Raw genomic sequence first — 15,527 nt, 5'->3', positions numbered from 1 at the left:
TCAGTTCTCGTTCTCCATGGCCGCCAGCTTGCGAGCCTGGTCTTCCGTGATGAGGGCTTCAACCACATCGTTCAGCTTGTCGCCCGTTATGATCCGGTCGAGCGAATAAAGCGTCAGGCCGATACGGTGATCGGTCATCCGGTTTTCCGGGAAGTTATAGGTTCGCACCTTCTGGCTGCGATCGCCCGAACCGATCTGACTCGCCCGGGCTTCGGCGCGTTCGGCATCCTTGGCCGATCGTTCGCGCTCATAGAGGCGGATCTTCAGCTGATCCATCGCCTTTTCGCGGTTCACGTGCTGGGATTTTTCCGAACTGGTCGCAACCAGGCCCGTGGGCAAGTGCGTGATACGCACGGCCGAGTCGGTTGTGTTGACGTGCTGGCCACCTGCGCCGGACGAGCGCATCGTATCGATGCGGATATCTTCAGGACGAATATCGATCTCGACATTCTCCGGCGCGGGCAGCACGGCCACTGTGGCCGCAGACGTATGGATACGTCCTTGCGTTTCGGTCGCTGGAACGCGCTGCACGCGGTGCACGCCGCTTTCCCATTTCATGTGCCCGAACACACCATCGCCGGACACGTTGGCGATCAATTCCTTGTAACCGCCCGCATCGCCTTCGGAGGCGTCCACGATTTCGACCTTCCAGCCCATGATCTGGAAATAGCGCGAATACATTCGGAACAGGTCTCCGGCGAACAGGGCCGCCTCGTCGCCGCCAGTGCCGGCGCGCAATTCGATGACGATATCGGCCTTGTCGTCGACATCCTTCGGCAAAAGCAGGACCTGAACTTCCTGCTCAAGGGCCGGCAAACGGTCCTTGAGCTCCTCGACCTCGTCGCGCGCAAGCTCCGCCATGTCCGGGTCGCCGCTGGCAACAAGTGCTTCGGCTTCGCTCAGTTCCTTGCGCGCCGACATCAGCTCGCGAGCCTTGTCGACCACCGGCTTCAGCTCGGCATGCTCTTTGGACAGGGCGATGATTTCAGAGGTTTCGGTCGCTGCACCCATGCGGGCTTCGACCTGTTCAAAACGGTCGATCACCTGCTGCAGTCTGGAAGGAGAAATAGTGGCCATAGCGGCCCTTTAGAGCGGTTTTGAGGGCGCGTGAAGCGCCCTCGCTGCCACATCTGCAAGCTAGAGCAGAATTCGCACGACCTCATGACCGGCCATAATGAACAATGTGATCGACGCCAGGGCAAAGACCATGAAGCGAAGTATCACCTTGGGCGACAGGATCTGGACGAAGGAATGGACAATGCGCAGGCCCACATAAATCCATGCCATCAGCTCCATGAAATTACCCTGCCCGCCCGTCAGGGCTGCAAAGAACATCAGGGCATAGAAAATGGTCGGCTGCTCATGCAGGTGATTATAGTTGTCGGCCACGGAACGGACATTAGGGGGCATGCGATCCCCGTAGGTGCCCGGATGCCGGGCAGCGTCAGGATCGATCTGAGCCTTTTGCATCGCCGGAATGCGCGTCGCATACATCCACAGCCACATCACCAGCGTCCAGCAGATCAGGGCCAGAACAGGCAATAGAAGTTCAACAATTACAGACATTTACAGCTCCCTTAGCTTTCGTTTTAAGGGAGACTAGGGGTCAATTCGCGATTTGAACAGCAGTTTCAGGAGGCGCCGCCTTCTCTAAATGCGCTGCCAGAAAGGTCGTGAAGGCGTCGATATCCTTGGGCACGATGCTGTGTCCGCCTGGGCGCAGCCAATAAGCGAGGTCCGATTCGGGATCAAACGCACGCATGCCCGAGTCTGAAAGGCCACCCGCCCCATCCGCATCGTAGACAGCAGACGCCGCCTCAGCGGCGCGATATGTGGAATTTGGGTCCGACCAGACATCCCGTCTGCCATTGCCCAGCAGAACCGGCGTGGGCGCCAGAAGGGCCAGCAACTCGTGTTGATCCACAGGCAGGCTGGCCAGGTCCGTCAGATAGGCTTGCACATTTGGTGACAGCCAGTGGGGATACGATTTCGCCATGCGCACAAGTCCCTCACCCGTTTCAGACCGCGACAGAGCCGCCCCTGCAAAACCGGACTGGTGAGCGATCACGGCCGCGACGCGTCGGTCCCAGACACCCGCAATCAGCGCGGACTTGCCGTGCCGGGAATGGCCCATCACGGCCATGCGTTGGCTATCAATGCGCGGATCTGCCTCCAACGCGTCCAGCGCCGCCGAGAACCCATAGGACCATGCCATCAGCGCACTCGTCGGATTGATGGGACCGCCCATTCTGGCCATCACGGCCTGCGCCTCGCCATTCTTGTCCGGCACGAGTTCACTGGCATAAAAGCTGGCATAGGCCAGTCCCAGATCGAAATAGCGCGAGACCGGCACCTCAGCTATGTAGCGGCCGAAAATCTGGGTCACTACCTTTCCCATGACGCCATCCATTTCCGAGCCGTCACACACAGACATATCAGCAGCAGTGACGGGCTCTCCGGGAAATGAGGCGCAGTTGGTCGAGAATGTCTGGCTGACGACGACAGGCGAGGACCGGTCTGACTTTGGAAAGGCCGCCACAAGATGGAAGAGGCGCGCGCCCTCGCCCGAGCCAATTGTAATTTCCGACTCCTCAAGCGTGCCACGGCCATCCAGATAATCAGGATCGACAACATGCCATTGGCTGAAGGTGACAGGCATGCCTTTGGGCCACGGACCGTAAAGTGTGTCCTCGAAGGCCTGCTTGAGCTCATCGCGGGTCGCTGAACTGCCAGTGATTGCCTGGACATCAAGCGGCGGTTGGGGGAGCGCCTTGTTGCCTGTCTCCAGGCTCGCATAATTCATGCCCAGCATGGTGCAATTGGACATCACCAGAACCGTTATCCCCAACACAATAAGCAGCGGCATCCGTTTCAGGAACCAGATCATGCGGGCAAACCTCTTATGCTGAAGACACGTTGCGCGCACTCATACCGTCATTTGTCGATTTGGGCAGGCCCTTCACGAAAACGTGGCTGTCTCATGATCGTCTTTCAACGAAGTCGCTGTGCTGATCGGCTCGCAATAAATTTCGCGCTTGCAGGGTCAAGCTCGGTCTGTACCATCACCTTATGAAATGGATTGCCCTTGTTATAGGTTGTGTTTTCGGCCTCGCTGCAGGCACGGGGTCTGCGCTCGCTGCGGCAGGCATAGTCGGCCCAGGAATGCGCTTGGGCGGCGTTATCGACGCCGATGGCTGGCTGAGCGACTGGACCGTCGGGTCTCCCAGCGCCAATCCCTGGACACGAGCCTATATTGCCCGCCGCGGCCTCCTCGCCCTTACCAAGGAAGAAGCCGTCTATTTCACCCGCGCAAAGGACGACACCGGCAAACCCCTTGTGGAAGATTGCACCTATCGTGTCAGCGGCGACGCGATGCCCGCTCTCTGGTGGTCCGTCACACTCTATGATGCGACGAACTACCTGCCCAAGAACACCGATCAGGCGCTCTCCTATGATCTGACGAAAGCCAATGATGCCGGTCAGGCCGCGCATTGGTCCTTCATCGTTGCACCGGAGCGCCCTTCCGAAGGCAATTGGGTATCCAGTCGTTCCGCTGGCAGTTTCGACCTGACCTTACGTCTCTACAAACCCGATGCTGCGCTGATAGATAATCCAGAATCCGTGTTGCCGCCGCCATCCATCGAACGCCTTTCGTGCCGGAGCCAATCCTGATGCGCGGCTTTCTTGTTGGCCTCGGCGCTTTTGTCGTCACCTTTGCGCTGGCACACTTTGTCGTGCTGCATGCCGTTCCCGGCAAAATCATGTCCAAGGTACGTGAGCGGATGATGGCGAACGGCCTGCCTATGCAACAATGGCAGATGACTCCGCGTGTCTCGCCGGAAAACCAACGTGTCGTTCGCCCCGCGCCGGACCTCGCCTACGCCATCTGCATGATTGACCTGTCGGGCGGCCCGGTCGAGCTGGAGGCTCCAGCTTGGGATTCCTATGGCTCACTATCCGTATTTTCAGCGCAGACCGACAATGTCTATGCAGGTTCGCTCGACGCGCGTGCGCCAAGAACACCCCATATACGACGCGTCATTGTGGCAACAAGCAACCAGGACGTTTCTACGGCAGGGGACGCTGAAATCGTGCGGGTTGAGCAACCTGAGGCCCTCGCGCTCATTCGGCGGCTCGCTCCAACGCAGGAGGCTTACGACGCAGCCGCCGCCCTCATTCCCGAAAGCCTGTGCAAACCGCTCTAGGGCGCTACTCGGCCGCTACTTCGGCCTGCTCGCGCTCGGCACGCAGGCGTTCGGCTTTCTGCTCAACGAGGCCGACGATGTGCTCGATCATGTCGGCGTTCGACACGTTGTGATCTGCACGGCCCGCAACAAACATCTTGCCGCTTTCCTTGCCGCCGCCCGTAAAGCCGAGATCCGTCATCGCCGCTTCACCAGGGCCGTTGACCACACAGCCGATAATGGAAAGCGAGATTGGCTCTGAAATGTGGGCCAGACGCTTCTCGAGCGTCTCGACAGTGGAGATCACGTCAAAACCCTGCCGTGCGCAGGAAGGGCACGCGATGATGTTGACGCCGCGTGTGCGCAGGCCGAGCGACTTTAGCATCTCGAAGCCGACTTTGACTTCCTCAACAGGGTCTGCCGACAGCGAAACGCGGATCGTGTCGCCGATACCGGCCCAGAGCAGGTTGCCCATGCCGATGGACGACTTCACCGTGCCTGTACGCAGACCGCCAGCTTCGGTGATTCCGAGATGGAGCGGCGCATCGGTTGCTTCCGCCAGCTGGTGGTAGGCGGCAGCGGTCATGAACATGTCCGATGCCTTCACGCTGATCTTGTACTCGTGGAAACCCAGGTCATCGAGAATGCGCGCATGGTCCAGCGCGCTCTCGACCATCGCATCGGGGCAAGGCTCGCCATACTTTTCAAGAAGGTGACGCTCCAGCGAGCCACCATTGACGCCAATCCGGATGGAACAGCCATTGGCGCGCGCCGCGTTGACGACTTCCTTCACACGCGCCTGCGACCCGATATTGCCCGGATTGATACGCAGGCAGGCCGCGCCGGCGTCAGCGGCCTCGATGGCACGCTTGTAGTGAAAATGGATGTCGGCAACGATCGGCACAGGCGAGGCCTTGCAGATCGCCTTCATGGCCGCCGTCGCGTCTTCCGTCGGGCAGGACACGCGCACGATATCGGCGCCAGCCTCGGCCGCGCGTTCGATTTGCGCGATGGTGGCAGCCGCATCTTCAGTCGGCGTATTCGTCATTGTCTGGACAGCAATCGGGGCGTCACCGCCCACTTCGACCGATCCAACGCGGATCTTTCGCGAGACGCGCCGGTCGATATTGCGCCATGGCCGGATCGGATTGTGGCTCATGAGACTTGGGTCTCCCTGCGGCTGATTGCTGGGCCTGATGTGGCGCTTGCAGGCCCTTGCGTAAAGGCCTCACCGCACATTGTTGCGCTAACGGGTCGCTTTGCCGGCGCCATTCGAAGCGACAGTCGGCGCAGCCATTTCAGCGGCTTCAGCCAGTTTCTGATCGACACTGACCGAAAACACAGCCGCTCCCTCAGGACCAAGAGGACCAATGACCACGTCACCGACGCGCCACTGGAAGGCACCGCCATCCTTGGCCGAGACAGTCCAGCCCGCATCAAGGCGCGGGAAATAGTTCTCCCCGGCAGCCATGACGCGGCTGCGGAAAATTGTGCCGTCAGCACCGCGAATTTCGAGCCAGCCCTGACGAACGGCCACGAGTTCAAGCTGAATATTGGTCGGTAATGGCCGTTCGGCCTCGCTCATGTCTTCAAAAAGGCTGTGACGGGCACCGTTGACCGCAACAATGGCTGGGGCGGGGGCCAGTTCTGGGGCTGGCTTCACGATCTGTGTCACACCGATGGCAGCCCCGGCAAAGAGGGTCATCACGGCCGCAGTCGCGACCATCAGCGGCCATTTCGGCTTGGGCGGCGCGATGTCGCCAATCTTGGGTACAGGCGCTGAATGTTTCACTTCCGACACAGCGCCGCATTCAAGCGTGTATTGGGCAATCACTTCACTGTCCGGCAGGCCCAGCTCCACGCAATAGGCGCGCAGATAGGGTGTCAGGTAGCCTTTGGGGATCTGACCGATCTCCATGCGCTCAATCCACATAAGGAAATCCTGACGCAGGAGGGACTTCCGCGAAACGTCTGCGATTTCCAGGCCGAGCGTCTCGCGCACACGGCGCAGAACCTGCCCCATCCGCAGGCTCTCGCCATTGAACTTGCGGCTCTTGAAAATAGCCATGGCCCGCTCGCGCGGAGTCATCTCCGGGATTGGCTCGGAGACTGATTCAGACACAGGCGAATCCTCAATGGAACGGTCCGTTCCGCTGTCAGCGGAGCGCACATCATCCAGAGATTCTGGGCCTTGTGTGTTGAAGGTTTCGTCGTGTCCCATATTCTTCCAATCCAGCCGTCCGTCGGGATGTTCGCCAAAAGACGAGCAAGTTCTGGTCCAGAAACATGGTGATTTTTGGACCAGCGGCTTTAACCCTCGGACAATTCCACCCCATGATCGGCCGCCAAGGCTAATACTTGGTTACGGAACGCATCGTCCGGTAGATCCAGCACCTTCAGAAAGTCCTCCCGGAACGCCTCAAGGTTAACAGACCTTACCATGCGTTTCACCGGGCCGATAGCACCGGCGGGCATGGAAAGGGCGTGGAATCCCAATGATATAAAGCAAAGTGCGGAGAGGGGAGACGCCGTCGCCTCGCCGCAAGCCGACATCCGGATCGAATGATTGGTACAGGTCTCCGACACCTGCCTGAGGAAACGCATGGCTGCCGGGCTCACCAGATCATACCGATCCGATACAGATGGCGTCATGCGGTCAGCCGCAAAGAAGAACTGCATCAGGTCATTCGTGCCGACCGACAGGAAATCGGCCTCACCGGCAAGTTCCGACAGGCTGAAGGCAAGTGCTGGCGTCTCAAGCATCACGCCCACTTCAAGCTTGGACGGCTTCTTGCCCGTTTGCTCTTCACTCCAGACTACTTCCTTCATCAGCAGGTCGCGTGCCTCGAAGAATTCACTGGGGACCGTGACCATAGGAAACATGACCGTCAGGGGATTGGTACCGGCTGCCCGGACAAGCGCCCGCAACTGGCGCCGGAAGAGGCCCTTGTGATCAAGCGCGAAACGGATCGAGCGCCAGCCGAGCGCCGGGTTTTCCTCGCGCTTCAGATTGAGCGCAGGCAACACCTTGTCGCCGCCAAGATCGACCGTGCGGAAAATAACGCGTTTGCCATCGGCCTTTTCCAGAACGCGCTTGTAGAGCGCGACCTGATCATTGAGGCGCGGCAGCGTTTCCGAAACGAGGAACTGGAATTCGGTACGGAACAGCCCGACCCCGTCGGCGCCGGCCTGATCCAGCATATCGAGATCGAGATCCAGACCGGCGTTCAGATAGAGCGATACGTGCGTTCCGTCCTTGGTCTTTGCCGGCAGCCCTCGCAACGCGGCATAGGTCGCCTGACGCTCGGACCGCAGGGCCACGCGCCCCTTATAGGCATCATAGAGCGTATCATCCGGGCGGATGTGGAGAATGCCCTTTTCAGCATCCACGATCACCCAGTCACCCTGGTCGACCCGTGTCGTCAGCCCTTCAATCCCGCCCAGCGTCGGAATGCCCAGCGCCCGCGCCACGATCGCGGCATGCGATGATACAGCGGCCTCTTCCATCAGGATGGCGCGCAGCCCCGCATTCGCATAGTCGAGCAATTCCGCCGGACCCAAGCGCCGCGCAACCAGTACGCTGCGTTCTTCACTGATCTGCGGCTTGCCATCGTCCCCCGCCAGAACGCGCAGCAGGCGGTTATCAAGGTCTTCAAGATCGTTCAGCCGTTCGCGCAGATAGGGGTCACGCGCACTTTGCAGCCGAGCCCTGTGCTCACGGCGCGCGCGGTCAACGGAAGCTTCGGCTGAAAGGCCTGACCGGACACCTTCACGCAGCTTTTCGGCCCAGGACGGATCATGCGCGAGAAGCCGATAGGTCTCCATCACATCGCGCGGGTCATCTCCCAGTGCGGCGCCATCCAGTGCCATCATCTGGTCGATGGATTCCTTCAGGCCCTGAAGGGCATCTTTCAGGCGCTGGGCTTCCATATTCTGGTCTGCCGCGAAGAATTTCGCAGCCGGAACCACGGGATCGTGCAGCACGGCACGGCCATAGCCAAGGCCTTCACAGAGGACGCGGCCGTTGAGCGAAGCAAGGTTGCGCTCGCGCTTGGTGCCATCGCCATTGGTCAAGTGTTCCGGGTCCATCCGGTCGACAATCTCCGCCAGCACCATGGCAATGGTCTGAAGCGTGTCGATCTCGTCATCGCCATAGGCCCGCTCGGTCCGGTTCTGCACCGTCAGCACGCCCAGAACACGGCCGCCACGCAGAATGGGCATGCCGAGGAAGGCGTGGAAGGGATCTTCGCCGGTTTCCGGGCGGTAGGAGAACGAGGGATGGCGTGGCGCATCCTGGATGGCCATGGGCTCAGCCCGACGCGCAACGAGGCCGACAAGGCCCTCATTCGAGCCTAGGCGTGTAGCCGAAACGGCTTCAGGCTTCAGCCCCTCCGTCGCGATCAGCAGCAAGGCCCCGTCTGTCAGGCGCAGATAGATAGAGCAGACGTCCGCCACCATTGTGGACGCAATGATGCGCACCACCTGATCCAGCCGGAAACGCGTATCGCCGTCTTCCGCCATCACCTGGCGGAGGCGGTTCATCAGGAGACGCGTGGCCGGCAGATTATAGGGCATGGTTCTCCTGAGTTTCGCAGTCGGGTTTACACTGCGTCAAGTCCGAACGCCGTGTGGAGGGCACGAACAGCCAATTCGGTATAAGGTGCAGCAATCAGAACCGAAATCTTGATCTCGGAAGTAGAAATGACATCAATGTTGATGCCCTTCTCATAGAGCGCCGTGAACATGGTTTCGGCAACACCGGTGTGGCTTTTCATGCCGACGCCAATGATCGAGATCTTGGATACGTCACGCGTCACTTCAAGCTGCTCATACCCGATATCTGCCGCCATGCTCTCAAGCGTCTGCTTGGCGATAGGGCTGTCGCGGTCGGTACAGGTGAACACCATGTTGGCCCGCTCTGGGCCACGCGCATTGGCCTGGACGATCATGTCGACATTGACGCCCGCGCGCGCCAGTGCCGAGAAGATCTTGGCGGAAACGCCGGGCTTGTCGGCCACCCCATACAATGTGACTTTTGCTTCGTCCCGCGAATAGGCAACGCCGCTAACAACCTGTTTTTCCACGATTTCTTCCTCTGAGCAGACAAGGGTTCCGGGGTTCGGCTCACCTGGTTTCAGGAAGCTGGAGAGCACGCGCACCGGCACATTATGGTTCATCGCGAGTTCCACAGACCGCGTCTGCAGGACTTTCGCGCCGAGGGACGCCATTTCAAGCATCTCCTCATACGAGATCTTGGGTATCCGCCGGGCCTTGGGCACCATGCGCGGATCGGTAGTATAGACGCCATCAACATCCGTGTAGATGTCACAGACGGTAGCATTGAGGGCCGCAGCCACGGCGACGGCGCTTGTGTCGGACCCGCCACGGCCAAGCGTGGCGACCCGGTCATCATCCGTCACGCCCTGAAAACCCGCGACAACGGCAATCTCGCCCCCATCAACGGAATCCGGCAGGCCGCTATTCTCAAAACCAAGGATACGGGCGCGCCCATGGGCCTCATCCGTCTTCAGGCGCAATTGCCAACCGAGCCAGCTGCGGGCCTTGAGCCCGCGCCGTCGCAGCGCCAGTGCCAGAAGGCCGGCGGTCACCTGCTCGCCGGAGGCGACGATCACGTCATACTCGTCATGGAAGAGGTCGCGTCCCAGATCCTGCCCGGCGGCGCCTTCCGCCAGCGCAACCAGCTTGTTGGTTTCGCCCGCCATGGCCGACACAACGACGGCCATCAATTCGCCGCGCGCTGCACGATCCGCAACGATGTCCGCCACATTGGCAATACGATCGAGGTCGCCAACTGACGTCCCGCCGAATTTGAGAACTGTACGCGCCATTTCGCCCCATATCCTGTGAAGTGAAGGGTTTGCCCTTTATATGCGCCCTCATAGGGTTAAGTTCGACGCTGATCAAACGGGAACGCCACAAGATGGTAAAAACAATCGAAGGTTCGCGCGCCGCGCCCCGTACTCCCAGCATTGATGCGGATGAGGTGGCCAAGTTTTCGGCCATGGCCGCAGATTGGTGGAACCCAACCGGCAAGTTCAAACCGCTCCACCGGTTCAACCCGGTTCGCCTGAAATTCATTCGTGAGACGGCGGAACGCCATTTCGGCATAGCGCCGGGCGCTCTGAAGCCCCTCGAAGGTCTGCGCCTGCTCGACATAGGCTGCGGCGGCGGCCTCGTGAGTGAGCCCATGGCCCGACTTGGCGCCAGTGTTACAGGCGTCGACGCGTCAGAAGCCAACATCAAGACGGCGCTGACCCATGCCGCCGAACAGGGCCTCGATATCGATTATCGCGCCGGAACAGCTGAAGGCCTGATCGACGCCAGCGAGACGCCCTTCGACATAGTGCTGAACCTGGAAGTGGTTGAGCATGTCGCGGACGCCCACCAGTTCCTGAAGGATACGGCAAGCCTCGTGCGGCCGGGCGGCCTGATGATCGTCGCCAGCCTCAACCGGACAGCGAAGGCCCTCGCAACGGCCGTTATCGGCGCCGAATACGTGCTCGGCTGGCTACCCCGCGGCACCCATGACTGGTCCAAGTTCGTGACGCCGGATGAGGTTCGTACCGCTTTGCTGGCCGCGGGCATGGCCCCCGAACCTGCAACGGGCGTCGTCTTCAAGCCCCTGTCGGGCGCCTGGGTCCTTTCAGACGATACCGCCGTCAATTTCATGGTCGTTGCCCGGAGACCTGAAGCATGAGCGCACTGCCCACCCCAAAAGACATTCTCGACTTCTGGATCGGCGATGCCAGCCAGTCCGGCGAGGCGGCGGGCCAGAAGAACAAGATGTGGTTTGCCAAGTCGCCAGACCTCGATGCCGAAATTCGCGAGCGCTTCCTGATCCTGCTGGAAACCCTCGCCGCCGGACCAATGGCGCAGGAATGGGCCGAGAAGGGACCGCGCGATCGGCTGGCGGCCATCATCGTGCTGGACCAGTTCAGCCGGAACATTTTCCGGGGCAGCCCGCGATCCTTCTCTCAGGACATGCTGGCCCTGCGCCTCTGCAAGGAAGGCCTCGCCCTGCGCGAAGATCTTTCCCTGAGCGAGGCCGAGCGGATGTTCTTCTACCTGCCACTCGAGCACTCGGAAGACGTGGGCGACCAGTCGCGCTCGGTTGAAATGTTCACCGCCCTGCGCCGTGACGCACGTGAAGACTTCCAGAAGCTGACCGAAAGTGTCCTGGAATACGCCTACGCACACCAGTCGGTGATCGACCGGTTTGGCCATTTCCCACACCGCAATGACGTGGTTGGGCGTCAGTCCACGCCCGAGGAAGAAGCCTATCTGGCCAAGCCTGGTAGCGGCTTCTAGTCGAGCGTTTGCGGCCCTCGCGGATCAAGACTGCGCGCAACATCCTGCTGCATGGCACGCGAAAGAGGATAGGTCCAGGACGCGAATGACGCCCCAAGATACAGCGCGCCCGGAAGCAGGCAGAAGATCATCAGCAGGCCGTTCACCGCCTCTGGCGAATTGACCTCGCCCGGATGGAATCCGGCCAGTTGGCCCACCATCAGGTAGCCCACACCGAATGCGAGGCTTGAGCCGATCTTGTAGGCGCTTGTCAGGAGCGAATAGTAGATGCCAGCGCGGCTCTCGCCCGTCTTGGCAGCATGCCACTCCACGACATCGGCCGTCATCGAACGTGTCAGAACAATAGGCGCGCTGAATGCAGTCCCGTTTATGACCGCGCCAATGAACAGGGGCCAAAAGCCCCCCATCTGCCCGAAAAAATAATAGAGGATGTAGCTGCCGGCCGCCAAAAGCGTGGAGAGGCGGAACGCAATGTTCTTTTCAGTGCGCGCCGCGAGCCATAGCCAGAGGGGCATCGCCGCAGCCGCGACCATGAAGAAGACCATGAGAATGAGGCTGGACTCCGTATCGCTGAGGCCGAAGGCATATTCAGCCACGAAGAGATAATTCGATGCCGTCACCGCGATCGCTGTGCCTGCCAGTAATTCCATGATGAGGATACGGCCAAGCATCTGGTTCTTCACCGCGCCCCAGAGCGGCTTCAACTCGAACTTCATCACCGCGCCCTTGTCGCCGGGAACGGGCCGATCCGGGACAAAGAAGAATGCCAGCGCGCCTGCGAGTGGCAGCGATATCAGAAGCATGCCTCCCATCACCGCCACCTGACCGAACCGGTCGAGATCGAACCCGAACAACGGCAGCAGTGCCGGAAGCGCCAGCAAGGTCAGCATGGACAGGATGCTCACGATTTCCGGCCATAGAAAAAGGCGCGACCGCTCGTCATAACTGTCAGCAATCGCAGGTACCCAGGCAGAACGCGAGGTCTGCAGCAGCGTGAAGCCGACATAGAACAGCAGCATCCAGCCGACAAAATAGGCCGGGCCAACGCCCGTTCGCGGCGGCATGTAGACAAAATAGGTTGCAACCGCGAGGAGCGGCACACTTAGCAGGATCCAGTGCCGGACACGCCCGAGCGGGCTGCGATAGCGGTCGACCAGGTAACCCATGACGGGATCTGTGAAGATGTCCCAGAATCTCAGCAGCATGAAAAGGAGACCGGTCAGCTCAAGCCCCAGCCCCACTTCATGGGCGTAAAGTGGCGACAGGTAGACTGCCAGCGGCAGGCCTACCCCGGCGAGCGGAATGCTGAGCGTCGAGAACGCGAGAACGCGCGGCAGGGAAAGGCGTTTAGCGGGCGTTGATGTCATTTACGCAGACTGCGCATGCAATTCGTGACGGCCAAGTCATTTTTATGCTGCAGTGCGGCTTGACGCTGGGACCTTTAGTCGTGAGTTTCCGGCCAAATTGAAAGTAAGGGCTGACCGATAATGCTGAAAAAACTGATGCTTGGCGTGCTGGGACTCGTCATCCTGGTCGTCGGAATCATACTCGTGCGAACCTTCACTTATGGCGGCTCGCCCGTGGGTGGCCGTGTGGACCTGCCTGCCGCGCCCGATATTTCCGCAGAATCAGCCGCACAGCATCTCGCCGAAGCCATCCGGTTCAAAACGGTCACGCTATCCGGCGGAGACCCGCGCCCCGGCCAGGAAGGCGCATGGCTGGCCCTGCAGGACTGGCTCGTCGAAACCTATCCCGCCGCACACGCCGCTATGACCCGTGAAACCGTGCCCGGCACGCTGACCTTGCTCTACACATGGCAAGGCAGCGACCCGTCCCTGAAGCCGCTCCTCCTGATGGCGCATCAGGACGTTGTCCCGGTAAATATCGGGACCGAGGGCGACTGGACCGGCGCGCCTTTCGCTGGCGAAATCATCGACGGCTATGTCTACGGACGTGGCGCAATTGACGACAAGGGCAACCTGATCGGCCTGATGGAAGCTGCCGAAGGGCTCGCCGCGTCGGGCTTTCAGCCCAAGCGGACCGTGATGTTCATGTTCGGCCATGACGAGGAAGTCCTCGGGTCGGGTGCACAGGCTGGCATCGCCCTGCTGAAGTCGCGCGGCGTTGAACCGGAAATGGCCCTTGACGAAGGCTTCATGGTGATCGATCCGTCGCCGATCACGGGCAAGTCGATGGCCTTTGTCGGCGTCTCCGAGAAAGGCTATATCACGCTCAAGCTGACCGTCGTCGCCGCAGGCGGGCACTCTTCGCAACCGCCACGCAACTCCGCGGACGTGGCTCTTGCGCGCGCCATTGTCGCTCTTGATGAAAACCAGATGCCGGCCGATTTCTCCAGGCCGCCGGTCTCCGAACTCTTCCTCGCCTCTGGCCAGGACATGCCGTTTATGCAGCGCATGGCTCTGGCGAACCTCTGGCTGTTCCAGGGCGCTGTAGAGTCCTCGATGGCCAAAGTGCCGGCAGGCAATGCCATGATCCGCACCACGACCGCGCCGACCATGCTGAGCGGTTCGGCCAAGGAAAACGTCCTGCCACAACGGGCCATGGCCATGGTCAATTTCCGGATCCACCCGAATGATACGCCGGAATCTGTCATGGCGCACGTCAAAGACGTGACGAAGGACATTGAAGGCCTTGAGATCGAAATCGGCGGCGACGGCATCAGCAGCCCGGCCTCGCCGGTCTCGCCAACGGACAACCGCGCCTATGCAGTACTCGCAAGCGTGGCCGCTGAAGTCGGCAATGGCGCACCTGTTGCCCCGGCGCTCGTCATCGGCGCGACGGATTCCCGCTACGCAGCGGCGATCACGCAAAACATCTATCGCTTTGCTCCGGCACTGATGTCACCGGAAGACCTGACAGGCTTTCACGGCACGAACGAGCGCATCTCGGTGGAGAACATGGCGCGTCTCTCAAAAGGCTATGCGCAGGTCATTCTCGGCATGGACGGCCCCGATTCCTGAGGCCTGATTTCCAAAATCATAGCTTTGAAGTCCCGGCCGCTCCCTTAAAGGAGCGGCCGGATTGATTCTGGCCTAGCTGACCGGGTCGGTCACCTGTTCGATCGGGATCGAATAGTGCCGGGCGCAGAACTGGCAATCGATCGCCAGCGTGCCATCGGGCTCGACCATTTCGCGCAGGGCATTGTCGGGCATGCCCTTCAGCGTATCGACGAGACGCTCTTCGTTGCAGGTACAGCTGTCGAGCAGGCCAACCCGGTCTTCCATCCGCACGCCCTGTTCGTGGAACAGGCGGAACAGGAGGTCCGGAACGGCAAGATCGGGATCCACCAGCTCGGCATCGCTCAGCGTTCCAAACAGGGCCTCGGCCTCACGCCAGACTTCCGTCGTGTCACCGCGATTTTCGTCGCCCGCGATCCGCTGCACCATCATGCCACCGGACACCCAGATTGGCTTCTCACCTTTGCGGTCAAGTTCAGCGACGGCCAGCTTGATACGGCTCGGCACCTGCTCGGACTGGGCGAAATACTCCTCCGCACATTCCGACAGCGTGCCCTTCTCGAGCGGCACGATGCCCTGATAAGGCGCAATCGAGGGATCGTCCTGTATAAGGATCAGGGCGAGGCGGCCGGTTGGGCCGAAGAGTTGCGGCATGTGCGGAGCAGCGCCCTTGTTCACCTTCTCGAGATGGGCCCAGCGGTCGGCATCGAACTTGGCATAGCCGCGCACGCCGCCATCGGTGCGGTATTCACCAACGAGCATGGAGACCGGGCCGTCGCCCTCGGCCTGGACCAGGATACGCCCTTCAAACTTGAGCGAGGCACCGACCATGGCAGCAAGCGTCACGGCCTCACCCAGGATACGGGCCAGATGGCGCGGATAGTCATGGCGCTGCAGGATCGGCGACAGGCTGGCGGCGCCCATGCGCACGGCACGGCCGCGCACGGGACGCTGGTCGATCTGGAAATTGACGACAAAGTCGCTGTCTGGACGGGCAATATCGGTCATGGGACACGCTTTCAGGCGGGGCGGATGG

The 15,527-nt window shown here is 60.6% G+C and carries 14 protein-coding genes; 5 read left to right on the top strand and 9 right to left on the bottom strand.

The features are described 5' to 3' along the window. The 3 genes from prfA to HY30_RS19115 are packed head-to-tail and all read right to left on the bottom strand — an operon-like array spanning nucleotide 1 to nucleotide 2,887. Nucleotides 1-1,077 (bottom strand): peptide chain release factor 1, encoded by a 1,077-nt coding sequence (gene prfA, locus HY30_RS06235; protein ID WP_034738219.1) that lies wholly within the window; start codon nucleotides 1,075-1,077, stop codon nucleotides 1-3. A 60-nt stretch (nucleotides 1,078-1,137) separates the two neighbouring features. Next, nucleotides 1,138-1,566: an MAPEG family protein gene (locus HY30_RS06230; RefSeq protein ID WP_034738218.1), complete on the bottom strand. Its 429-nt coding sequence runs from the start codon at nucleotides 1,564-1,566 to the stop codon at nucleotides 1,138-1,140. A 40-nt stretch (nucleotides 1,567-1,606) separates the two neighbouring features. Then, on the bottom strand, nucleotides 1,607-2,887 hold the full coding sequence (locus HY30_RS19115; RefSeq protein WP_051614960.1) for an alpha/beta hydrolase family protein: 1,281 nt from the start codon (nucleotides 2,885-2,887) through the stop codon (nucleotides 1,607-1,609). A gap of 275 nt (nucleotides 2,888-3,162) precedes the next feature. On the opposite strand from HY30_RS19115, the gene HY30_RS06220 reads away from it, so the two are divergent. Both HY30_RS06220 and HY30_RS06215 read left to right on the top strand, forming a co-directional pair. After that, complete coding sequence (locus HY30_RS06220; RefSeq protein ID WP_241765664.1) at nucleotides 3,163-3,672, top strand: DUF1214 domain-containing protein; 510 nt, start codon at nucleotides 3,163-3,165, stop codon at nucleotides 3,670-3,672. Next, the gene (locus HY30_RS06215; protein WP_034738215.1) at nucleotides 3,672-4,205 is read left to right on the top strand and encodes a DUF1254 domain-containing protein; all 534 of its coding nucleotides are present in this window, start codon (nucleotides 3,672-3,674) and stop codon (nucleotides 4,203-4,205) included. Before HY30_RS06220 ends, HY30_RS06215 begins: the two co-directional genes overlap by 1 nt. Nucleotides 4,206-4,209: 4 nt before the next feature. Here HY30_RS06215 and ispG read toward each other — a convergent pair whose 3' ends face one another. From ispG to HY30_RS06195, 4 genes are all read right to left on the bottom strand, one after another. Then, complete coding sequence (gene ispG / locus HY30_RS06210) at nucleotides 4,210-5,343, bottom strand: flavodoxin-dependent (E)-4-hydroxy-3-methylbut-2-enyl-diphosphate synthase (protein WP_034738214.1); 1,134 nt, start codon at nucleotides 5,341-5,343, stop codon at nucleotides 4,210-4,212. 87 nt (nucleotides 5,344-5,430) lie between these two features. Further along, on the bottom strand, nucleotides 5,431-6,405 hold the full coding sequence (locus HY30_RS06205) for a helix-turn-helix domain-containing protein (RefSeq protein WP_034738212.1): 975 nt from the start codon (nucleotides 6,403-6,405) through the stop codon (nucleotides 5,431-5,433). Between the two features lie 89 nt (nucleotides 6,406-6,494). After that, on the bottom strand, nucleotides 6,495-8,759 hold the full coding sequence (ptsP, locus tag HY30_RS06200; protein WP_034738211.1) for a phosphoenolpyruvate--protein phosphotransferase: 2,265 nt from the start codon (nucleotides 8,757-8,759) through the stop codon (nucleotides 6,495-6,497). 26 nt (nucleotides 8,760-8,785) lie between these two features. Beyond that, complete coding sequence (locus HY30_RS06195; RefSeq protein WP_034738210.1) at nucleotides 8,786-10,033, bottom strand: aspartate kinase; 1,248 nt, start codon at nucleotides 10,031-10,033, stop codon at nucleotides 8,786-8,788. Between the two features lie 92 nt (nucleotides 10,034-10,125). Between HY30_RS06195 and ubiG the strand changes: the two genes are divergently transcribed. Both ubiG and HY30_RS06185 read left to right on the top strand, forming a co-directional pair. After that, nucleotides 10,126-10,902 (top strand): bifunctional 2-polyprenyl-6-hydroxyphenol methylase/3-demethylubiquinol 3-O-methyltransferase UbiG, encoded by a 777-nt coding sequence (ubiG, locus tag HY30_RS06190; RefSeq protein ID WP_034738209.1) that lies wholly within the window; start codon nucleotides 10,126-10,128, stop codon nucleotides 10,900-10,902. Then, a complete protein-coding gene (locus HY30_RS06185) occupies nucleotides 10,899-11,513 on the top strand; it encodes a DUF924 family protein (RefSeq protein WP_034738208.1) in 615 nt (204 codons plus the stop codon). The genes ubiG and HY30_RS06185 overlap by 4 nt, the downstream gene beginning before the upstream one ends. On the opposite strand, the gene HY30_RS06180 is transcribed toward HY30_RS06185, so the two are convergent. After that, a complete protein-coding gene (locus tag HY30_RS06180) occupies nucleotides 11,510-12,880 on the bottom strand; it encodes an MFS transporter (protein WP_034738207.1) in 1,371 nt (456 codons plus the stop codon). The genes HY30_RS06185 and HY30_RS06180 overlap by 4 nt on opposite strands. Nucleotides 12,881-13,000: 120 nt before the next feature. On the opposite strand from HY30_RS06180, the gene HY30_RS06175 reads away from it, so the two are divergent. Further along, entirely contained in the window at nucleotides 13,001-14,494 is a 1,494-nt protein-coding gene (locus tag HY30_RS06175; RefSeq protein ID WP_034738206.1) for a M20 family peptidase, read from the top strand. Between the two features lie 72 nt (nucleotides 14,495-14,566). Here the strand turns inward: HY30_RS06175 and HY30_RS06170 are convergent, their stop codons facing one another. Then, nucleotides 14,567-15,499: an Hsp33 family molecular chaperone HslO gene (locus tag HY30_RS06170; protein ID WP_034738205.1), complete on the bottom strand. Its 933-nt coding sequence runs from the start codon at nucleotides 15,497-15,499 to the stop codon at nucleotides 14,567-14,569. Between the last annotated feature and the right edge of the window lie 28 nt (nucleotides 15,500-15,527).

This window comes from Hyphomonas chukchiensis (assembly GCF_000682695.1).
Lineage (GTDB): Bacteria > Pseudomonadota > Alphaproteobacteria > Caulobacterales > Hyphomonadaceae > Hyphomonas > Hyphomonas chukchiensis.
This window is presented reverse-complemented; position numbering and strand designations above follow the sequence as displayed.